This is a genomic window from Kluyvera sp. EC_51 (assembly GCF_019584505.1).
Lineage (GTDB): Bacteria > Pseudomonadota > Gammaproteobacteria > Enterobacterales > Enterobacteriaceae > Kluyvera > Kluyvera sichuanensis.
In genome coordinates this window covers 27,340-49,161 of the sequence record NZ_VDAG01000087.1, presented here as the reverse complement: position 1 = coordinate 49,161, position 21,822 = coordinate 27,340, and the positions used below count along the sequence as shown (strand labels likewise).

The following is a 21,822-nucleotide window of genomic DNA, read 5'->3' as shown; positions in this document are numbered from 1 at the left end:
GGCCCGACATGCGGGCCTTCATCGATGCGTTGTCTGATAGCGCGTCGCCATCAGACAATCAGGCTCAGACCTTTTTGAAGATCAGTGAACCGTTGGTACCACCAAAGCCGAAGGAGTTACACAGGGTGTACTCCATACCGCTGACCTGACGCGCTTCGTGAGGTACGAAGTCCAGGTCACAACCTTCATCCGGATTATCCAGGTTGATGGTTGGCGGAACGGCCTGATCGCGCAGTGCCAGGATGGAGTAGATAGATTCTACTGCGCCTGCAGCACCGAGCAGATGGCCGGTCATAGACTTGGTGGAGCTGACCATTACGCGGCTCGCAGCGTCGCCGAAGACAGACTTAACGGCCTGCGCTTCTGCTTTATCGCCCGCTGGCGTAGAGGTCCCGTGGGCGTTCACGTAACCAATCTGGCCCGCATCAATGCCCGCGTCGCGAATAGCGTTAACCATCGCCAGCGCTGCACCTGCGCCGTTTTCCGGCGGTGAAGTCATGTGGTACGCATCGCTGCTCATACCGAAGCCAACGACTTCAGCATAGATTTTCGCGCCACGTTTTTTCGCGTGCTCGTACTCTTCCAGTACGACCATACCTGCGCCGTCACCCAGCACAAAGCCATCACGCTCTTTATCCCACGGACGGCTCGCCGCCTGCGGGTTATCGTTACGCGTAGACAGCGCACGCGCCGCACCGAAACCACCAACGCCCAGAGGGGTACTGGCTTTTTCAGCTCCACCGGCAACCATCGCATCCGCATCGCCATAAGCGATGATACGCGCGGCCTGACCGATGTTGTGCACACCGGAAGTACAGGCGGTCGCGATGGAGATGCTTGGCCCACGCAAACCGAACATGATGGTCAGGTGACCTGCCACCATGTTAACAATCGTCGACGGAACGAAGAACGGGCTGATCTTACGAGGACCACCATTCACCAGAGAGGTGTGGTTTTCTTCGATAAGACCGAGACCGCCAATACCGGAGCCAATAGCGGCGCCAATACGGTGAGCGTTCTCTTCCGTAATTTCAAGGCCAGAATCCTGCATGGCCTGAACGCCAGCGACAATTCCATATTGAATGAAGGCATCCATCTTGCGCTGTTCTTTGCGCGAGATAATGTCATCACAGTTAAAATCCTTTACTAAGCCAGCAAATTTGGTTGCATAGGCGCTAGTATCGAAATGGTCGATCAGGCTGATGCCACTCTGACCGGCAAGGAGAGCTTTCCAGGTAGACTCTACGGTATTGCCGACAGGAGACAACATGCCCAGTCCGGTCACAACTACACGACGCTTAGACACGTTTGTCCTCCAGGGAGGGATAAAATAGATACTTGTGGGACAAAAAGATAAAACTCAGGCGGTCGAATGACCGCCTGGAGATGTTCACTTACGCCTGGTGACCGTTGATGTAATCAATGGCAGCCTGAACGGTGGTGATTTTCTCAGCTTCTTCGTCCGGAATCTCAGTATCAAACTCTTCTTCCAGAGCCATTACCAGCTCAACGGTGTCAAGAGAATCTGCGCCCAGGTCTTCAACGAAGGAAGCATTGTTGGTCACTTCTTCCTGCTTAACGCCCAGCTGTTCGCCGATGATTTTCTTAACGCGTTCTTCGATAGTGCTCATACTCTTAAATTTCCTATCAAAACTCGCTTTCGCGATGGTTTTCGTAGTGTATAAAATGTTGAAAAATTTGCAACTAAATCCCGGCAGGTCGTACCACGATTTTACGCTATTTTGAGGGTGTTTGCCCTCATAACGCAAATGATTTTGCACTAATCATGCTCAGACATACGTAGATTGCCCGTTGTCTGAGCACTTTGTGCAAAACGCAATCAGACCATGTACATCCCGCCGTTTACGTGCAACGTTTCACCAGTGATGTAACTTGCTTCGTCGGAGGCCAAAAATGCAACCGCACTAGCGATTTCATTTGGAGTGCCGAGGCGCCCCGCAGGAACTGCCGCCAGTGTACCCGCACGCTGCTCATCGGTCAGCGCACGCGTCATGTCCGTTTCAATAAAGCCCGGAGCAACAACGTTCACAGTAATACCGCGTGACGCAACTTCACGCGCCAGTGATTTACTGAAGCCGATCAGACCCGCTTTCGCCGCAGCGTAGTTAGCCTGACCTGCATTTCCCATGGTACCAACCACAGAACCGATAGTGATGATACGCCCATGACGCTTTTTCATCATAGCGCGCATTACCGCTTTTGACAGACGGAAAACAGATGACAGGTTGGTTTCGATGATATCGTTCCACTCGTCATCTTTCATGCGCATTAACAGGTTATCACGAGTAATCCCGGCATTATTGACCAGAATGTCGACTTCGCCAAATTCCGCGCGGATATTTCCGAGAACAGATTCAATAGATGCCGGATCGGTCACATTCAACAGCAGACCTTTACCGTTCGCACCCAAATAATCGCTAATCGCCTGCGCGCCGCTTTCGCTGGTCGCAGTACCGATAACTTTCGCGCCGCGAGCGACGAGAGTTTCAGCGATTGCGCGGCCAATACCGCGGCTTGCACCCGTTACCAGTGCAATTTTTCCTTCAAAGCTCATGCTTTCCTCTTTATTGCGCAAGTGCCGCTGACAGGGCAGCCGGCTCGTTAATGGCCGATGCAGTCAGGGTATCTACAATACGTTTGGTCAGACCGGTGAGGACTTTACCCGGACCAACTTCATACAGATGCTCTACGCCCTGGGATGCCATAAACTCAACGGTTTTGGTCCACTGAACCGGGCTGTACAGCTGGCGAACCAGCGCGTCGCGAATCGCGTCGGCATCGGTTTCGCACTTCACGTCGACGTTGTTCACAACCGGAACAGTCGGCGCGTTAAAGGTAATTTTCTGCAGCTCAACGGCCAGTTTCTCGGCAGCAGGCTTCATCAGCGCACAGTGGGATGGCACGCTAACCGGCAGCGGCAGCGCACGCTTAGCGCCCGCTGCTTTGCAGGCGGCACCTGCACGTTCAACCGCTTCTTTGTGACCCGCGATAACCACCTGGCCCGGCGAGTTGAAGTTAACCGGAGAAACCACCTGACCTTCCGCAGACGCTTCGCACGCTTTAGCGATAGACGCATCGTCAAGACCGATGATAGCAGACATGCCGCCAGTGCCTTCCGGTACCGCTTCCTGCATGAATTTGCCGCGCAGTTCAACCAGACGCACCGCGTCAGCGAAAGCGATAACGCCCGCGCAAACCAGCGCAGAGTATTCGCCCAGGCTGTGACCGGCCATCAGAGTCGGTGCTTTACCGCCCTGCTGCTGCCACAGACGATACAGGGCAACGGAAGCGGTCAGCAGCGCAGGCTGAGTCTGCCAGGTTTTGTTCAGCTCTTCAGCAGGCCCCTGTTGGGTCAGCGCCCATAAATCGTAGCCCAGCGCTGCGGAAGCTTCATGAAAAGTTTCTTCAATAACCGGATAGGTTGCTGCCAGTTCAGACAGCATGCCTACCGCCTGTGAACCCTGACCCGGGAACACGAAAGCGAATTGCGTCATGTTTATAATCCTTATACTTAGAAACGAACCAGCGCAGAGCCCCAGGTGAACCCGCCACCGAAGGCCTCGAGCAGCACCAGTTGACCGCGTTTAATGCGACCGTCGCGTACTGCTTCGTCAAAGGCACACGGAACGGAAGCGGCGGAGGTGTTGCCGTGACGGTCGAGAGTGACCACGACATTGTCCATCGACATGCCGAGCTTCTTCGCCGTCGCGCTGATAATACGTAAGTTCGCCTGGTGCGGCACCAGCCAGTCCAGTTCAGAACGGTCGAGGTTATTCGCTGCCAGCGTTTCATCAACGATGTGCGCCAGTTCAGTCACCGCGACTTTAAAGACTTCGTTACCCGCCATCGTCAGATGGATGGAGTTTTCCGGGTTAACGCGATCGGCGTTTGGCAGCGTCAGCAGCTTACCGTAGCTCCCGTCTGCATGCAGATGGGTAGAGATGATGCCCGGCTCTTCAGATGCGCCAAGCACCACGGCGCCCGCGCCGTCACCGAAGATAATGATCGTGCCGCGATCGGTTGGATCGCAGGTACGTGCCAGCGTATCGGCACCGACCACCAGCGCATATTTCACTGCGCCCGTTTTGACGTACAGATCGGCCACACTCAGCGCGTAGGTGAAACCTGCGCACGCTGCCGCGACGTCAAATGCCGGTGCGCCTTTCACGCCCAGCATTTCCTGAATCTGACAGGCTGCACTTGGGAAAGCGTGGGTAGCAGAAGTGGTAGCCACCACAATCAGCCCCAGTTCGCTGGCTTCAATGCCCGCCATTTCCAGCGCGCGTTTTGCCGCTTCGTAACCCAGCGTAGACACGTTTTCATCAGGGCCAGCAATACGGCGCTCACGGATACCTGTACGGGTGACAATCCACTCGTCAGACGTATCAACCATTTTTTCCAGATCGGCGTTAGTCCGCACTTGCTCAGGCAGATAGCTGCCGGTACCAATAATCTTCGTATACATGTACGCTCAGTCACTTTTCGCTAATATAGCCGCCCTATTCAACCATCGGGGCGCTGGCGCTATCGGTTGCCAGCTTCCAGAGTGTCGAATCCTGCGGGGTATACGGATTCCAGGCGAGCGGCAATTCGCTGAGGAACTTGTCGCTGCACCGCCTGCACTGCCTGTTCTATAGCGATCGCAAAGGCTCGCTGATTGGCTGCACCATGACTCTTAATCACCGTGCCGCGCAATCCTAACAGACAGGCGCCATTATACTGGTCGGGGTTGAGGTGACTGAATCGCCTTGTCAGGCTTTTTTGTAACCAACGCTTTAATAAAAACAGCCACCACGACCGTTTTTTCCCTTCACTCTGTGATTTCAGCAGCGAGAGGAAGACTCTGACAACCCCTTCCATCGTCTTTAAGGTGACGTTACCTGTGAAGCCATCGCAAACCAGCACATCGGTTTTTCCCGTCAACAGTTCATTGGCTTCAAGATAGCCGATATAGTTGAGGGAAGAGATTGTTTTTAACACTAATGAGGCATCACGAATACTATCATGACCCTTAATCTCTTCTTCACCGATGTTCAGTAGCGCAACGCGCGGGTTTTCAATTCCCAGCACGTCTTCGGCCATGACCGAACCCATGACGGCAAACTGCACCAGCATGTTACTGTCGCAATCCACGTTAGCGCCGAGATCCAGCACCACCGTTTTGCCCTTTTGCTGATGCGGCAGAACCGTCACCAGCGCCGGGCGCTCAATCCCCTGAATGGGCTTGATCAATAATTTTGCCAGCCCCATCAGTGCACCGGTGTTTCCGGCGCTAACGCAGGCTTCGGCCCGCCCTTCTTTCACCATCTCAAGCGCCACACGCATTGAGCTACCGCGGCTATGGCGGATAGCATGCGAAGGCCGTTCATCACTGGCAATAACCGACTGGGCAGGGATAATCTGCAAACGTGAACGTTGTTCAAAGTCAGCTTTGGCAAGTAATGGCGTAATGTCGTCGGGATTACCGACTAAAAGAAGTGAGAGTTGCGGATTAGAACTCAGTGCCTGCAATGCTGCAGGCACTGTCACGGAAGGGCCAAAATCGCCCCCCATGACATCTAACGCCAGGGTTAGACGTGTCAAGGTATCGTCGCCGCTTGGTTTGGGTTTCCCCGCGTTAACGGGGAAATTCCTCACTAAGCTTCATCACGCTTTCGCGTGATTACTTAGCGATTACCTTACGGCCACGGTAGAAACCGTCGGCAGTGATGTGGTGACGCAGGTGTTGTTCACCAGAAGTTTTGTCTACAGACAGGCTGGTGACTGCGGTCAGAGCGTCATGGGAACGACGCATGCCACGTTTGGAACGGGTTGGTTTATTCTGTTGTACGGCCATGGACCTTACTCCTCAATTACTTTTGCTTTAAGCTGGCTAATACGGCAAATGGGTTTGGCTTCTGTGCCTCTTCAGGCAATTCACCAAAGACCATGTCCGCCTCGGACACTTCACAGTGTTCAGAATCATGCACCGGAACTACCGGCAAGGCGAGGATGATTTCATCTTCAACCAACGCCAGCAGATCGATTTCACCGAATTCGTTAACCTCAATCGGCTCATACGCTTCCGGGAGTGCCTCAACCTGATCATCATTTTTGACCGGGCTGAAACAATACTTTGTGTAGACATGATGAGTAAACGGTTTCCCGCAACGCTGACATTCTAACGATACCGTTACCTTCGCATCACCGGTCAGAACCGCGAGGCGTTGGTTATCGATATCGAAGGACATTTCGCATTCTACATCACTGTCCACACTGACTACGGACGCGGCGACGCGCTCCGCCTGATCGGGGGTATAGATACCCTGGTAATCAAGGCGTTTTTGAGCCGTACGAACCGGATCGAGAGTCAGGGGTAATTTTACCTTTTGCATAGGGCGCGCATATTAACTTTGTAACGTCATAGAGTCAAAGAAAAAGGCAGCCTCAGGTTGCCTTTTGCCAATAATTCGCACACATTGCGGCCTATAGTTTAAAATGTCGGAATCTAATTCGCTACCGTCTATTTAAAAAATTATGCCTGAATTGATTCTTGCTTCGACATCCCCCTATCGCAAACAGCTGCTCGAGAAACTCGGCCTGCCCTTCGAGTGCGCCGCCCCCGAGGTTGATGAACTGCCGCTACCGGGCGAAACCCCACGCAGCCTGGTCCTGCGACTGGCGCAGGCCAAAGCCCAGGCGCTGGCCGTGCGTTTCCCTAACCATCTGATTATTGGCTCCGACCAGGTCTGTTTGCTCGATGGAGAAATCACCGGTAAACCGCACACCGAAGAGAATGCTCGCCTGCAATTAAAAAAGGCCAGTGGCAATGTGGTGACGTTTTATACCGGGCTGGCGCTGTATAACTCCGCCAATGGTCAGCTACAAACGGAATGCGAGCCGTTCGACGTTCATTTTCGCCATTTAAGTGAGCAAGAAATCAACGCCTATATCCGTAAAGAAAATCCGCTCAACTGCGCCGGCAGCTTTAAAAGTGAGGGATTGGGGATTGCATTATTTGACCGCCTTGAAGGGCGCGATCCGAACACGCTGATTGGTTTACCGCTGATTGCCCTGTGCAAAATGCTCCGTCGGGAGCGCTTTAACCCGCTGGCAGATTAGTGCATTCCCGGCGCCGCTACACTTGGGATAGGTAGCCCGGCCGAGCGCAGCAACGCCGGGAAATCCCCCCACGATCACAGTTTATTTTTTCATCACCATTACAATTCAGACTCCACATTGAAACATTGTTTTAATTTAAGGAGAGAGAATGCGTGGTACCCCTAAACTGTTATTTATGCTGGCAATGCTGAGCGCAACGCAGGCCAATGCCGCTGATGACTGGCAGCATCAGGGCATTGTCGAAGGCAACCTTCCCGCCAGCTGGCAACAGATGAAAAGCCAGATGCAGTACCCTGATTCATGGCTTTCCGGGCACTATTCCGATTTTAAAACGTGGCAGCAGCATGCCCGTCAGTTATTTCGTCACTCGCTTCTCACTCCTGACGCGACCAAACCCTTCGACGCACAAAACATCGCCCGCGAAGACCGAGGCAGCTACACCGCAGAAAAGCTGGCCCTTAACATCACCGACGACAACCGCATCGCTGCGCTGATGCTGACGCCAAAATCCCCGGGCCCACATCCGGCAATCGTCCTGCTCCACGACCACGGTTCGAAATTCGATATCGGCAAAGAGAAACTCATCCGCCCATGGGGTAACGCCGAGCAGCTTGCCAGCGCCCAGGCCTGGGCCGATAAATTCTTCAGCGGGCGTTTTATTGGCGATGAACTGGCAAAGCGTGGCTACGTGGTTATCGCCATCGATAGCCCCGGATGGGGCGATCGCGGGCCGATGGTGTATGAACAGCAGCAGGCTCTGGCCAGCAACTACTTTAATCTGGGACGTTCTCTGGCAGGCGAAGTGGCGTATGAAGATATGCGCACCGTAGACTTCCTCACCTCGCTTAAAGGGGTCGATAGCCAGCGTATCGGCGTGCTCGGCTTCTCAATGGGCGGCTACCGCGCCTGGCAGCTGGCAGCGCTGTCCGATAAGGTCGCCGCCACGGCGGTTATCTCCTGGTTCGGTACCTATAACGGCCTGATGACCCCGGGTAACAACGTGCTGCGCGGCCAGTCGGCCTTTTACATGCTGCATCCGGGTATGGCGGCCAAAATGGATATTCCGGATATTGCAAGCCTGGCCGCACCGAAACCGATGCTGATATTTAGCGGCGGACAGGACACGCTTTTCCCGGCCAGCGCAGTCAACGATGCCTTTGCCAAAGTGCACCGCGTCTGGTCTTCGCAAAAAGCCGACAACATGCTAGTAACCAAAACCTGGCCAGCGTTAGGTCACGTCTTTTACCAGCAACAGCAGGAGGAAGTGTTCCCGTGGCTGGATAAATGGTTGAAACCTTAACCCCTCGCCCTCAGCCCGGTGTGATATCAGGTCTGAGGGCATAGCTTTTTCTTGCCGGACTCAGTACTCTCTCGCCACCCTTTTCCCTGACCCAAGGAGTGCTCCGTGAGCGCCCCATCTTCGCCGCCCTCTGCTTCGCTTTGGCTTCCTATTACGCTTGCCAGCCTGATCCTGATGATCACCATGGGTATCCGTCAGACCGTGGGGCTATTTGTGCACCCTATCGTGATGGAAACGTCGATGAGCATCGCCGAAATCAGCATGGCGCTGGCGATTGGTCAATTGATGTGGGGAGCGTTCCAGCCGCTGTTTGGCGCCTGGGCAGATAAACGCGGCGCGTTCAGCGTACTGGTACTTGGTGCGCTAATGATTGCATTGGGTCAGCTTGGCACGCTGTGGGCCGCGTCGTTTCTGCCCTTAACCCTGGCGCAAGGTCTGCTCAGCCCCGCAGGTGCCGCGGCGGGCAGCTTCTCGGTACTGATTGGCGTAGTCGCCAGCCGTCTGCCTACCGATAAGGGTTCCATGGCAAGCGGGCTGATCAACGCCGGTGGCTCCGTTGGGCAGTTTATCTTTGCCCCGCTGGTGCAGTTGATTATCGGCCTGCGCGGCATGGCCTCTGGGCTGGTGTTTCTGGCGATTGCCGCCCTTGCGACCATCTTTCCGTCCTGGATGCTGTGTCGCGGCGATAAACGCCCGTTGGCATATGCACCTGCCTCATCAGCGGCCGACCCAGGACTTAAACAGCAGATTGCCCTCGCCTTTCGTAATCCAAGCTATCTGTTGCTGCACGCAGGCTTTCTCACCTGCGGTTTTCACGTCGCATTTCTGACTACCCACCTGCCATCTGAAGCCGCACTCTGCGGACACGATGCCACCGTTCCGGCTATCAGCCTGTCGCTGATTGGCTTATGCAACATTGCGGGCAGCATCATGGCGGGCTTTCTCGGCAAGCGTTATCCGATGAAGTACATTCTGGCGGTGCTGTATGCCTCCCGTGCGGTGATGATTGCGTTGTTCCTGGTTTCCTCGAAATCAGAGGCGGCCTTCTATATCTTCGCCTGCGCAATCGGTTTTACCTGGCTTGCCACCGTGCCGCCGACGGCAGGCATCATCGGCAAGCTCTTCGGCACCCGCTACCTGGCAACGCTGTTTGGCTTCACGCTGTTTACCCATCAGATTGGGGCCTTTTTCGGTGCCTGGCTGGGCGGCGTGGCGATGCAGTACGAAGGAAGTCTGACGTGGGTGTGGTACGCGGATATTGCGCTGGCGCTGCTAGCCGCGCTGGTGAACCTGCCGATTAAAGAAAAAAGCGTCGCCGTTCGCGTCAGCGACATGGCATAAAAAAAGCGGGCTCTCAGAGCCCGCTTTTCACTTTATAACAGCCTGTTACTGCTGCTTGCTTTGATTACGCAGCACTTGCAGGCAGCGCTTGAGCTGGTCATCCAGCGGCGCTTCAATACGCAGCACTTCACCGGTACCCGGGTGAGTAAACTTCAGTGCAGCAGCATGCAGGAACAGACGGTTCAGGCCAGTGCCTGCGAGCTGTTTATCAAACTCGCGGTCACCATAACGGTCATCGAAGGCAATCGGGTGACCGGCATGCAGCGTGTGCACGCGGATCTGGTGCGTACGCCCGGTCACCGGGCTACAGCGCACCAGCGTGGCGTGGGTATAGCGTTCTTCCACCTTAAAGCGGGTTTCCGACGGCTTCCCTTCCTGGCTCACGCGCACAATGCGCTCGCCGCTTTGCAGAATATTTTTCAGCAGCGGTGCCTGCACCACTTTAACGTGGGACTGCCACTGCCCGCGTACCAGCGCCAGGTAATCTTTTTGCATCCCCTTCTCGCGCAGCTGTTCGTGCAGCGAACGCAGCGCAGAGCGCTTCTTCGCCACCAGCAGGACGCCGGAGGTGTCGCGATCCAGGCGGTGTACCAGCTCAAGGAAGCGGGCTTCCGGGCGTAAAGCGCGCAGCCCTTCAATCACGCCAAAGCTCAGGCCGCTGCCGCCGTGCACGGCGGTACCAGAAGGCTTGTTCAGCACAAGAATATGATCGTCTTCATAGAGGATCACGTCGCTCAGCGCCGCGACTTTTTGCAGATGCGGTGACACCGCCTCTTCTTCACGCTCGGCGACGCGCACCGGTGGGATACGCACTTCATCACCGGCTTCCAGCTTATATTCTGGTTTGATGCGTTTTTTGTTTACCCGCACTTCACCCTTACGCAGGATGCGGTAAATCATGCTCTTCGGCACGCCCTTCAGCTGGGTGCGCAAAAAGTTGTCAATTCGTTGCCCGGCTTCATCAGCGCTAATGGCAATCATTTTTACGGTCGGAGTCTCAGTTTTCATGGTGCGCGATTCTAAATATCCCGGCTCAATAGCGCCACTCATTTTTCTATGCTTATATTTATCATTACCCATTTCTGACGTTGCTTCACCCTATGAGTTGTTTGTTATTAGAACAATCTCATCGGACTGGTGAAAAAACTGTGAGTAACCGGGTGATAAAAGGTGAAAGTCATCTTGCTATAACCAGGTTAGCAAGGAATAATGAATCTGTTTTCCGTGTTGAACCTGGAATAACAAGGATATTTACGGAATGACCAGTTTTGTCCGTCCGATCATCCACGCAGCAATGGCGTAAGACGTATTGATCGTTCAGACAGTTAGCGGGCTGCGAGTTGCAGTCCTTACCGGTACATATACTGTATGATTTTTAGATGGCAGACAGAAAACGCAACGGGAAACATCCGTGCAGACCTCTACCTTCTGAAAGATAACGAGTATAAATGGAATCTTCTCTGGAGAGTTATCCCAGGCTGTTCCCCAAATAATTGCGCTGTGTTTCCGCTTGAAACACAGGCTACCGACACTCTGCGCCTCTTAAGCGAGCGACAACCGTGAGGTTGGCGACGTGAATAGTCACGAGGCCATCGGTTTACCCCGGAAAGGCAACACTCTGCTCGCAGCTTAGTCGTCAATGTAAGAATAATGAGTAAGTTACGATGAAAAGAATGTTAATCAACGCAACTCAGCAGGAAGAGTTGCGTGTCGCCCTCGTTGATGGGCAGCGTCTGTACGATCTGGATATTGAAAGCCCAGGACACGAACAGAAAAAAGCGAACATCTACAAAGGCAAAATTACCCGTATTGAACCAAGTCTCGAAGCCGCATTTGTTGATTACGGCGCCGAACGTCATGGTTTCCTCCCCCTCAAAGAAATTGCTCGCGAATACTTCCCTGCTAATTACAACGCTCATGGTCGTCCGAACATCAAAGACGTCCTGCGCGAAGGTCAGGAAGTTATCGTTCAGATTGATAAAGAAGAGCGCGGCAACAAAGGCGCTGCACTGACCACCTTTATCAGCCTTGCGGGCAGCTACCTGGTGCTGATGCCGAACAACCCACGTGCTGGCGGTATCTCCCGTCGCATTGAAGGTGACGATCGCACCGAACTGAAAGAAGCGCTGGCAAGCCTCGAGCTGCCGGACGGCATGGGCTTGATCGTACGTACCGCTGGCGTGGGTAAATCCGCCGAAGCGCTGCAGTGGGATTTAAGCTTCCGCCTGAAGCACTGGGAAGCTATCCAGAAAGCCGCTGACAGCCGCCCTGCTCCGTTCCTGATTCACCAGGAAAGCAACGTGATTGTTCGCGCCTTCCGCGACTATCTGCGCCAGGACATCGGCGAAATCCTGATCGATAACCCGAAAGTGATGGAGATGGCGCGTCAGCACATTTCTGCGCTGGGTCGTCCGGATTTCAGCAGCAAAATCAAACTGTACACCGGTGAAATCCCGCTGTTCAGCCACTACCAGATCGAATCGCAGATTGAATCCGCTTTCCAGCGTGAAGTCCGTCTGCCGTCAGGCGGTTCTATCGTTATCGATAGCACCGAAGCGCTGACCGCTATCGATATCAACTCCGCACGTGCTACCCGCGGCGGCGACATCGAAGAAACCGCATTCAACACCAACCTGGAAGCGGCCGATGAAATCGCCCGTCAGCTCCGCCTGCGTGACCTCGGCGGCCTGATCGTTATCGACTTTATCGACATGACCCCGGTACGCCACCAGCGCGCGGTAGAAAACCGTCTACGTGAAGCGGTGCGTCAGGACCGTGCGCGTATCCAGATCAGCCACATTTCTCGCTTCGGCCTGCTGGAGATGTCCCGTCAGCGTCTGAGCCCGTCACTGGGTGAATCCAGCCACCACGTCTGCCCGCGCTGCTCCGGTACAGGTACCGTGCGTGACAACGAATCGCTGTCGCTCTCCATTCTGCGTCTGATTGAAGAAGAAGCGCTGAAAGAGAACACCAAAGAAGTTCATGCGATTGTCCCAGTGCCAATTGCCTCTTACCTGCTGAACGAAAAGCGCGCCGCTATCAGCGCCATCGAATCCCGTCAGGGCGATGTTCGCTGCATCATCGTGCCAAACGATCAGATGGAAACCCCGCACTACTCCGTACTGCGCGTGCGTAAAGGTGAAGAGACCACTACCCTGAGCTACCTGCTGCCGAAGCTGCATGAAGAAGCCATGGCGTTGCCGGTAGAAGAAGAGTTTGTTGAGCGTAAGCTGCCTGAACAGCCAGCGCTGGCGACCTTCGTGATGCCTGAAGTGCCAGAGCCAACGGCTGTCAAAACCAGTGCTGTTGCCGCTGCGCCGCAGGCTAAAACGACCGCTGCTGCCGCACCTGCTGCACCAGGCCTGATTTCCCGTTTCTTCGGCGCGCTGAAAAACCTGTTTGCCGGTACCCCGGAAACGCCGGTTGAAGCCCAGCCAGAGAAGCAGGAAGCCAAGCCGGAACGTCAACAGGAACGTCGCAAACCGCGTCAGAACAACCGTCGCGACCGTAATGATCGTGGTGATCGTAACGACCGCCGTGGCGATCGCAACGAGCGTAACGAACGTAACGACCGTGGTGAAAACGCTGAAGGCCGTGAACCGCGCGAGAGCCGTGAAGGCCGCGAGGACAACCGTCGCAACCGTCGTGAAAAGCCACAGCAGACCGGTGAGGCACGTGAAAACCGCCAGGCCGCTGCCGTAGACGACAGCGAGAAAGCGAAATCCCGTGACGAGCAGCAGCAGTCCCGCCGCGAACGTAACCGCCGCCGCAACGACGAAAAACGTCAGCAACCGCAGGAAGCTAAGCCGCAGAGCCGCGAAGAACAGCCGGTTATTGCTGAGGAAGCCGCAGCGGAAGAGCGCGTTCAGAACATGCCGCGTCGCAAGCCGCGTCAGCTGTCGCAGAAAGTGCGTATCGAAACCCCTGAGCAGACCGCAGCACGTGAACTGATTGCTGATGAACCACAGCAAGAAGAAGCACCACGTACCGCTCTGGCGAAAGTTGATCTGCCAGCCGTCGTTGATGTTCCGGCGCAAGCCGAGCAGGACGATAGCGCAGAAGGTCGTGATAACAACGGTATGCCGCGTCGCTCCCGTCGTTCTCCACGTCACCTGCGCGTCAGCGGCCAGCGTCGCCGTCGCTACCGTGATGAGCGTTACCCGACCCAATCACCAATGCCGCTGACCGTCGCCTGTGCGTCGCCAGAACTGGCATCCGGTAAAGTGTGGATCCGTTACCCGGTTGCACAGGTTCAGGATCAGGCCATCGTTGATGCACCGGTTGAGCAGGAAGAGATTGCACAACCAATCGTGGCAGAAACCGTTGAGCAAGCCGTAGCGCCTATCGCTGCCGCTGAGCCAGTTGCACCGGTAGCGGTTGAAGCGCCGGTACAGCCTGCGGAAGTGGTTGAATCAGAAGCCGTCGTTGAACCTGTTGTGGTGGTTGCTGAAGCAGCAGCGCCAGCGCAGGAAGATGCGCCTGCTCCGGTCGTTACAGAAGCGGTAGCTGAAGAGCCAGTCGTTGTTGAAGAAGCGCCGGCACAGCCGGTTGCCGAAACCCCAGCGCCGGTTGAAGAAGCCAACGTGGAAGCCGAACCGGCAGTCGCAGAGCCAGTGGTTGAAGCTCCGGTAGCGGTAACGCCTGAAGTGGTTGCGCCAGTTGTCGCAGCAGCTCCGGTCGTTGAAGCGCCAGTGGTTGCACCGGCACCGGTTGTCGAAGCGCCTGTTGTCGCCGAGCCAGCCCCTGCCGCCGCTCACCATGCCACGGCACCAATGACTCGCGCACCTGCGCCAACCTATGTGCCTGAAGCGCCGCGTCACAGCGACTGGGTTCGCCCTGCCTTTGACTTCGACGGTAAAGGTTCCGCCGGTGGTCACAGCGCAACGCATACTGCGACCTCAGGTCCAACCCGCCCGCAGCCGGTTGAATAACCGCCCGCGTGTGAAATAAAAAATCGGCCCCGGTGGCCGATTTTTTTTACCCTTTTTTTGGCTGCTGCATGCCAGCAATTTGCGGCATCACTTCCCGCATCAGATCGAGAAACTTACGCAGCCGCGTCGGGTAGTACCGCGCCCACGGATACACCAGATGCACCGGCAGCGGCGCGGCCTGCCACTGCGGCAATAGCTCAATCAGCTCCCCGCTCGCCAATTCCGCTTCCACCGTCCAGCTTGAGACAATCGCCACGCCCACGTGTGCCAGCGCCGCATTTTTTGCCACGTACAGGCTGTCAGTGCTGAGCCGCGCCGCCACCGCGACATTCACCGTCTCGTCATTCTCGGTATGGCGTAGCGTGACCTCATGCTGATAGAAGGTGCTGATGGCAATCCACGGCAGCGCGGAGAGCGACTCAGGGCTTTCCACCGCCGGATAGCGCGCAAGCAGTTCGGGCGAGGCCACGATACAGCGCGGCACTTCCGCCAGCAGCACCGATACCGTTGCCGGGTCAACGTCGGCCCCCACGCGGATCGCACAGTCGATATTATCGCTGATAAAGTCCACCGCTTTATCATGCAGCATCCACTCCACCGACAACTGCGGATAGCGTGCCAGAAAGCCCACCAGCGGCGTCAGCAGCTGTTGCTGACCGAAGGCATGCGGTGCACGTACCCGCAGCGTACCGACCGGCTGGTCATCAGAAAACTGTAAGGCATCTTCCAGCGCCAGCCAGGACTCCACCACCTGCCGGGCATGCTGATAGCAGCGCTCACCGTCGTCCGTCAACTTCATGGCATGCGTCGAGCGTTGCAGCAGCCTCGCGCCCAGCATCTCCTCCAGCGATTGCAGGCGGCGGCTGACGGTGGCCTGGGTGGTCTGGAGCTGCCGGGCAGCAGCGGAGAGCGAACCGGACTCCACAATGCGAATAAAGGTCCGCATCAGCTCGACGCGATCTATACGCTCATTTCTTTTCATTATCGACTTGCCTATACGTCAAACGTATAACTGTTTTACCACCTTGCCGGCTACCGCTCTACCCCAAAGACGCGGAAAATGCACCTCATACACCGTTGAGGACAACAACATCATGAACAATCACACCGCATCAACACAGGCAAATGGCCTGCTTATTTTTATCCTCGCGCTGGGCGCTGGGTTCAGCGTCGCCGCCATTTATTACGCCCAGCCTCTGCTGCCGCTGATGGGCTCGACCTTAAACCTGAGCGTAGAAGGCATGGGGCTGATACCTACCCTGACCCAGGCCGGCTACGCGTTGGGGATTCTGTTTCTGCTGCCGCTCGGTGACCGCTACGACCGCCGGACGCTCATTTTGCTGAAAAGCCTGTCGCTGGCGGTACTGCTGCTGGTTTACAGCCTGACCCAGCAGTTTCACTCGCTGCTGGCGGTGAGTTTGCTTATCGGGATGGCGGCCACCATGGCGCAGGATATTGTCCCGGCGGCGGCGATCCTTGCTCCGGCTGGCAAGCAGGGAAAAATGGTGGGTACGGTCATGACCGGTCTGCTGCTGGGTATTCTGCTGTCGCGTACCGTGAGCGGCGTGGTGGGGGAACTGTTCGGCTGGCGCGTGATGTACCAGGCCGCTGCCGTCAGCATTGCGCTGATTGGAGCCCTGCTGTGGCGCGTGCTGCCGAATTTTACCGCCCACTCAGAGCTGCGCTATCCGGCACTGATGGCTTCAATGGCGCACCTGTGGCGTCGCTACCCGACGCTGCGTCGTGCCGCCATGGCGCAGGGCTTTCTCTCTATCGCCTTTAGCGCCTTCTGGTCTACCCTTGCCGTGATGCTGGCCGAGCACTACCACATGGGCAGCGCCGTTGCCGGTGGGTTCGGTATCGCCGGTGCCGCCGGGGCATTAGCGGCACCGCTGGCAGGTGGTCTGGCGGATAAAGTCGGTGCCGAAAAGGTCACTCAGTTGGGTGCACTGCTGGTCAGCATCTCATTTGCCCTGATGCTGCTGCTCCCGGTGCTGCCGCCGATGGCGCAACTGGCGCTGATTGCTGTCTCCGCCGTGGGCTTTGATCTAGGCCTGCAGTCAAGCCTGGTGGCGCATCAGAACCTGGTCTATAGCCTTGAACCGCAGGCTCGTGGTCGCCTGAACGCGCTGCTGTTCACCGGGGTGTTTATCGGGATGTCCGTGGGTTCAGTGCTGGGTACGCAGGTTTATGCGATGGCCGGTTGGGAAGGCGTGGTCGTACTGGCGACGATTGCTGGTCTGGTGGCGCTCGCCATTCGCATCAGCGAAACCTGGCGTCTGCGTAACGCCGCACTCAATGCGCAGTAAGCGATGAAAAAAAGCCCGCGACGGGGTAGTGACGCGGGCGACAAAAACATATCCAGTTTCCAGATATGTCAAAACCTACATGTTTTATTTATTCAGTTGGAACAGCGACATTCCCTGCATATCCGTAAACGCTTTGTACGCTGCCTGTAGTGCGGTTTGCTGCATGGTGTAATTCGAAATCGTTTCGTTCCAGTCTACGTCAACCAGGTTGCTCATCTGCTGGGTTTGCGCCAGCGCACGGTCATCGCCCAGCGAATCGAGCTTATCAAGTTCGTTAAGCTGGGTACCCAGTTCGGCGCGAACGGTCAACACGTTGTTCAGCGCCCCTTTCATGCTACGGTTCGCTCTGTCAATTGCTTCAGATGACACCGCTTTCAAGGATTCATCATCACCTACCGGCGTTTTCAGCGCGTCAATCACCTTGTTGAGCGCCACAAAAATGTTGCTATCGGCATCAGTGCTCGCACTCGCAGGGTCTTTATCAAAAACCAGATTACCGGTGTGGCCAATAACCATCGTACGCGCGGAATCGACCTGTTGTTGCACGTTCTCAGACCCACCGTTGTAGGTACCATCCGCATCAAATGGTGCTGCATCCGTCTTATAGCCAGCAAAAATATAGCGACCATTACCGTCAGTGCTGTTGGCGAGGTTGAGGATTTGATCGCGAATACCTTCGAGATCCGTTGCCAGTGATGCACGGTCATCGTCGCTCAGCGTGCCGTTTCCGGCATATACGATCTTCTCCTGCGCCGACTGGATAGCCGTGGTGACCTGAGACAGCGTTTTCTCTTCAATCGAGACGCGCTGGGTAGCAAAGGTACGCGCGGTCGCATACTGGCTGTTTTGCGCCTGAGCCTGTGACAGCACGACGGCCTGAGAAGCCGCAACCGGGTCGTCCGATGCGCGGTTAACCCGCTTTCCGGTCGACATCTGTTCACCGTATCCCAACCATGCAGACTGGGAGTCGGTAATGCCCCGCATATTCTGCTGATACATCATTAAAGTACTGACGCGCATGATGTTCCCTCTTCTTAGCGAATATTAATTAATGCGTCGAAGATGGTGCTTGCGGTTTGCAGCACCTGCGCATTGGCCAGATAATACTGTTGGTACAGCTGCAGGTTGCCATACTCTTCATCGAGGTTTACCCCGGAGATAGACTGCTGCTGCTGCGTGAGTTCGGTAACGACGCTTGCTTGCGTGGTGCTGCTGCTCTTCAACGTGGCGGTTTTGGTGCCGATGCTACTCACCAGCGCCGCGTACGCATCGTTGAAGCTCTTTGAGCCACCAACGATTTTACTGGTCTGTAGATCCAGCAGTTTTTGCCCATTGCGGTTATCACTTTCGCCGCCGCTATTACCAGAAGCATCCGCAATACCCATCGCAATTTGCGACTCACTGCTGATCTCCACTTTCATATTGACGATGGTGTCGGAAACCGGTTTTAAGATGAAGCTATCGCCCACTGCTGCGCCATTAGTTGGGTCAGCCGTTTCGACATTTACCGTTAAGCCATCAAATTGAAGTGAGGTCGGCGTGCTGGTCGTATCCAACGTCACCGTGGTGTTATCAGACAGTCGCGTTACCTGCCAGCCGCCACTGGTATTGACGATGCGATAATCCGTCGCCTGTACCGCCGAGGCCTTGCTTACCTGTGCCACCAGCTCTGCACCGCCGGTATTTTTAGCGTTTGGCAGCACCGCTGGTATGCCAAAGCTGAAGAACGCTTCACCTTTTTTGCCATCTGCGTCGACGCCACCTTCATGCACCTTGTTAAAAGCATCTGCAAAGGCCAGCGCCATCTGGTTGAGGCTATTACGCGTCTGGTCCAGATCCTGAGAACGGAAGGTCAGCATGCCACCCAGTGAGCCGGTGGTCAGCAGCTTTTCCGGGATTTCGATGCTACCCGCCACATTATCCACATAGGCCACGGTGGTGCGCGTTGGATCGGCGCTGCTCGGTACTGCAGCAAGTTGGTTCGACTTCGTGCCTGCCACCAGCGTGTAGCCATTAGCCATAGTGATGTTGTAGGTGCTGCCATCCTGGACGCTCACCTCTACGCCAACCAGCTTGTTCAGATCGCTCACCAACTGATCGCGCTGATCCAGCAGGTCGTTTGGTGATGCTCCCGCCCCCACGCCGGTCAGACGCGCAATTTTGTCGTTCAGGCTGGCAATCTGCGAGGTGTAGTTGTTGATCTGCTCAACGGTTGAGGTGATGCCAAGATTAACCTGCTTGTCCTGGTCGCGCAGATACTGATCGGCAACCTTGAACTGGTTCACGACGCCATCGGCTTTACCAAGTACGGTCTGACGTGCCGCTGGATCTTCGGCGTTGCTGACCAGCGTCTGCAGGCTACTGAAAAAATCCTGCAGGGTCGTCGAAATATTGTTAGTCGAACTGGCAAACATCGTATCGATCTTCGATACCTGCTCGTAGCGCGTCGCCAGACCGCTGCTCTGATTTTGCGCAGAACGCAGCTGATTGGTGATAAACGCGTTGTACTCACGCTGAATGCTGGAGACATTGACGCCATTGCCCACCCAACCGCCCGCGCCCAGCGTGCTGTTGGCAGAAGCCAGCACCGTCGTCTGACGGGTGTATCCCGCTACGTTATAGCTGGAGATGTTGTTACTGGTGGTATTCAGCGCCGACTGTGCGGCGCTCAGCCCGCTCATCGCGCTGTTAATTAAACTGGACATGAACGCTCCTTCTTAAGACCATGGTATTACTTATCGGATGGCGGACGGCAAACTTGAGGCTCATCAGAACAGATTTTCGATATCGTTACGGTAGGTATTGCTGACCTTGTCGCTCATCGCTTTTAGCTGCTGAATCATGCTGGTTAATTTGCGCGCATACTGCGGGTCGGTTGCATAGCCAGCGTTCTGTAACGCCTGTGCGCCCTGCTCCGCCGTTGATGCGGAGGTCACCGCCGCATAGCGCGGGTTGCGGGTTAGCAGGCTCACATAGTCCGACAGCGCTTCCAGATACGAGCTGTAGACACGGAATTTGGCCTTCACCTTCTTCGCTTCGCCATTTTCAAATTCAGTGGTGGTGATTTCCGTCACCTTGCCCTTCCAGTCACCGGACGCCTTCACCCCGAACAGGTTAAAGCTCGGCTCGCCGTTTTCCCGGCGGATCTGCCGCTGCCCCCAGCCGGACTCCAGCGCGGCCTGCGCCAGAATCAGGTGGTGAGGAATGCCGCTCTGTTCACTCGCCAGCCGCGCAGGAAGCGAGAGCTGGGCGAGGAAGTCTTTGCTGTCGCCGGAGAGCGGCGTATCGCTGCTGTCCGGCGCCTTCGGCAGCGCCTTACGCACCATCTGCGTCAGCGCGGCGTTCTGGTAGCTGGTGACCGTCTGCATATCGAACTTCATCGGTACCTGACCGACGTTGTCGGCCGGCTCCTGCTGCTGCGTCGACAGCTGTTTGACCATCTCTTCCGCCAGCCCCAGACCTTTTCCTGCGGTCATCTGCTGGGCGATTTGCTGGTCATACATACTGGTGTAGAGCCGCGTCTGGTCGCTGCTGAAAAGACCGTCTTTCGGCAGCGTTTCACGCATGCTTTTCAGCATCATCTGTACGAACATCCCTTCCACCTGACGCGCCACCGGCCGCAGGTTGGCCTGCGGGTCCTGCCCGGCCTTGGTTTTCAGTTCATTCAACGACTGCGCGTCCCAGGCGGCGCTCGCCAGTAATTTGCTGTCGGTCAGCATTAGACAATCTCCACCTTGGCGCGCAGACAGCCTGCGCTCTGCATCGCCTGGATAATCGACATCAGGTCGATTGGCGTTGCCCCCAGCGCGTTCAGCGCACGCACCACGTTGTTGAGGTTGGCGCTGGCGCGAATGCTCTGCAGCGAACCACCGCTCTGGCGAAGGTCAATTTGCGTTTGCGGCGTGACCACGGTTCGGCCGCCAGCAAACGGCGTATCCGGCTGGTTCACCTGCGCGGAGCGGTTAACGGTAACGGACAGGTTACCTTGCGCCACCGCACAGCTATCCAGCGTCACTTCGCGGTTCATCACCACGGATCCGGTACGGGAGTTGATAATGATCTTCGCATCCTGCGGCGTGGTACCCACTTCCAGGTTCTGGATATCCGCCAACAGACGCACCTGACCGCTGCCGCCCACCGGCGCACGCACCTGCACGGTACGCGCATCAAGCGCGGTAGCATTGCCGAGGCTGCTGCGACGGTTAATGGTATCGGCAATCTGCTGAGCCATGGTGAAGTCATCATCGTTTAACTGCAGGTTGATGGTATTACCTGCGCCAAACTGCGTTGGCAGTTCACGCTCGATGGTCGCCCCGCCGGTAATACGCCCGCCGTTCAGCTGGTTCACCTGTACACTGCTGCCACCGGCGGCCGCACCGGCACCGCCCACCAGAATGTTACCCTGCGCTAGCGCATATACCTGGCTGTCCACACCTTTCAGCGGGGTCATCAACAGCGTACCGCCGCGTAGGCTTTTGGCGTTACCCATTGAGGAGACCACCACGTCGATGTTCTGCCCCTGACGACCAAATGCCGGAAGCTGCGCGGTGACCATCACCGCCGCCACGTTTTTCAGCTGCATATTGGTGCCCGCTGGCACGGTGATACCCAACTGAGAGAGCATGTTGTTCAAGCTTTGGGTGGTAAACGGCGTTTGCGTCGTCTGGTCACCCGTGCCATCAAGCCCCACCACCAGGCCATAGCCAATCAGCGAGTTTTCCCTCACCCCCTGCACGCTGGTAAGGTCGCGGATGCGTTCGGCATGCGCGAGGCTGGTCATCAGCACCAGCGTCAGGGTTAGCAGAGTTTTAAACATGGT

General features: G+C 56.1%; 19 protein-coding genes. 5 read left to right on the top strand and 14 right to left on the bottom strand.

The features are described 5' to 3' along the window. Positions 1–64 precede the first annotated feature (64 nt). The 8 genes from fabF to yceD all read right to left on the bottom strand — a co-directional run bounded on the left by fabF (position 65) and on the right by yceD (position 6,395). Entirely contained in the window at positions 65–1,306 is a 1,242-nt protein-coding gene (gene fabF, locus FHC49_RS16150) for a beta-ketoacyl-ACP synthase II (RefSeq protein WP_185666409.1), read from the bottom strand. 88 nt (positions 1,307–1,394) lie between these two features. Next, the gene (gene acpP / locus FHC49_RS16145; protein WP_000103754.1) at positions 1,395–1,631 is read right to left on the bottom strand and encodes an acyl carrier protein; all 237 of its coding nucleotides are present in this window, start codon (positions 1,629–1,631) and stop codon (positions 1,395–1,397) included. 209 nt (positions 1,632–1,840) lie between these two features. Beyond that, a complete protein-coding gene (fabG, locus tag FHC49_RS16140) occupies positions 1,841–2,575 on the bottom strand; it encodes a 3-oxoacyl-ACP reductase FabG (RefSeq protein WP_035894171.1) in 735 nt (244 codons plus the stop codon). Positions 2,576–2,585: 10 nt separating this feature from the next. After that, on the bottom strand, positions 2,586–3,515 hold the full coding sequence (gene fabD / locus FHC49_RS16135) for an ACP S-malonyltransferase (protein ID WP_220440293.1): 930 nt from the start codon (positions 3,513–3,515) through the stop codon (positions 2,586–2,588). Positions 3,516–3,532: 17 nt separating this feature from the next. Further along, positions 3,533–4,486, bottom strand: a complete 954-nt coding sequence (locus FHC49_RS16130) for a beta-ketoacyl-ACP synthase III (RefSeq protein ID WP_185666411.1) — start codon at positions 4,484–4,486, stop codon at positions 3,533–3,535. A 59-nt stretch (positions 4,487–4,545) separates the two neighbouring features. Next, entirely contained in the window at positions 4,546–5,604 is a 1,059-nt protein-coding gene (plsX, locus tag FHC49_RS16125) for a phosphate acyltransferase PlsX (protein WP_185666412.1), read from the bottom strand. Between the two features lie 79 nt (positions 5,605–5,683). Then, a complete protein-coding gene (gene rpmF, locus FHC49_RS16120) occupies positions 5,684–5,857 on the bottom strand; it encodes a 50S ribosomal protein L32 (protein WP_003036242.1) in 174 nt (57 codons plus the stop codon). A gap of 16 nt (positions 5,858–5,873) precedes the next feature. Then, on the bottom strand, positions 5,874–6,395 hold the full coding sequence (gene yceD, locus FHC49_RS16115; protein WP_185666413.1) for a 23S rRNA accumulation protein YceD: 522 nt from the start codon (positions 6,393–6,395) through the stop codon (positions 5,874–5,876). A gap of 142 nt (positions 6,396–6,537) precedes the next feature. Between yceD and FHC49_RS16110 the strand changes: the two genes are divergently transcribed. From FHC49_RS16110 to FHC49_RS16100, 3 genes are all read left to right on the top strand, one after another. Continuing rightward, entirely contained in the window at positions 6,538–7,122 is a 585-nt protein-coding gene (locus FHC49_RS16110) for a nucleoside triphosphate pyrophosphatase (RefSeq protein WP_185666414.1), read from the top strand. A gap of 175 nt (positions 7,123–7,297) precedes the next feature. Further along, positions 7,298–8,422: a dienelactone hydrolase family protein gene (locus FHC49_RS16105; protein ID WP_255581391.1), complete on the top strand. Its 1,125-nt coding sequence runs from the start codon at positions 7,298–7,300 to the stop codon at positions 8,420–8,422. 105 nt (positions 8,423–8,527) lie between these two features. Next, complete coding sequence (locus FHC49_RS16100) at positions 8,528–9,763, top strand: MFS transporter (RefSeq protein WP_220440291.1); 1,236 nt, start codon at positions 8,528–8,530, stop codon at positions 9,761–9,763. 45 nt (positions 9,764–9,808) lie between these two features. Here the strand turns inward: FHC49_RS16100 and rluC are convergent, their stop codons facing one another. Next, positions 9,809–10,771, bottom strand: a complete 963-nt coding sequence (gene rluC, locus FHC49_RS16095) for a 23S rRNA pseudouridine(955/2504/2580) synthase RluC (RefSeq protein ID WP_185666415.1) — start codon at positions 10,769–10,771, stop codon at positions 9,809–9,811. A gap of 656 nt (positions 10,772–11,427) precedes the next feature. Here rluC and rne point away from each other — a divergent pair. After that, entirely contained in the window at positions 11,428–14,694 is a 3,267-nt protein-coding gene (rne, locus tag FHC49_RS16090) for a ribonuclease E (protein ID WP_220440290.1), read from the top strand. 46 nt (positions 14,695–14,740) lie between these two features. Here the strand turns inward: rne and FHC49_RS16085 are convergent, their stop codons facing one another. Next, on the bottom strand, positions 14,741–15,676 hold the full coding sequence (locus FHC49_RS16085; protein WP_220440289.1) for a LysR family transcriptional regulator: 936 nt from the start codon (positions 15,674–15,676) through the stop codon (positions 14,741–14,743). Between FHC49_RS16085 and FHC49_RS16080 the strand changes: the two genes are divergently transcribed. Then, entirely contained in the window at positions 15,621–17,003 is a 1,383-nt protein-coding gene (locus FHC49_RS16080) for an MFS transporter (RefSeq protein WP_370631771.1), read from the top strand. The two genes, FHC49_RS16085 and FHC49_RS16080, sit on opposite strands and share 56 nt — an antisense overlap. Before the next feature lie 84 nt (positions 17,004–17,087). On the opposite strand, the gene flgL is transcribed toward FHC49_RS16080, so the two are convergent. The 4 genes from flgL to FHC49_RS16060 all read right to left on the bottom strand — a co-directional run bounded on the left by flgL (position 17,088) and on the right by FHC49_RS16060 (position 21,819). Next, positions 17,088–18,023, bottom strand: a complete 936-nt coding sequence (gene flgL, locus FHC49_RS16075) for a flagellar hook-associated protein FlgL (RefSeq protein ID WP_185666419.1) — start codon at positions 18,021–18,023, stop codon at positions 17,088–17,090. A 14-nt stretch (positions 18,024–18,037) separates the two neighbouring features. Further along, positions 18,038–19,708, bottom strand: a complete 1,671-nt coding sequence (gene flgK, locus FHC49_RS16070; protein ID WP_220440287.1) for a flagellar hook-associated protein FlgK — start codon at positions 19,706–19,708, stop codon at positions 18,038–18,040. A 63-nt stretch (positions 19,709–19,771) separates the two neighbouring features. Beyond that, positions 19,772–20,722 carry a flagellar assembly peptidoglycan hydrolase FlgJ gene (flgJ, locus tag FHC49_RS16065; RefSeq protein ID WP_185666421.1) on the bottom strand — a complete coding sequence of 317 codons (951 nt, stop codon included), beginning with the start codon at positions 20,720–20,722 and terminating at the stop codon, positions 19,772–19,774. Further along, the gene (locus FHC49_RS16060; RefSeq protein ID WP_185666422.1) at positions 20,722–21,819 is read right to left on the bottom strand and encodes a flagellar basal body P-ring protein FlgI; all 1,098 of its coding nucleotides are present in this window, start codon (positions 21,817–21,819) and stop codon (positions 20,722–20,724) included. Before FHC49_RS16060 ends, flgJ begins: the two co-directional genes overlap by 1 nt. Positions 21,820–21,822: the final 3 nt, after the last annotated feature.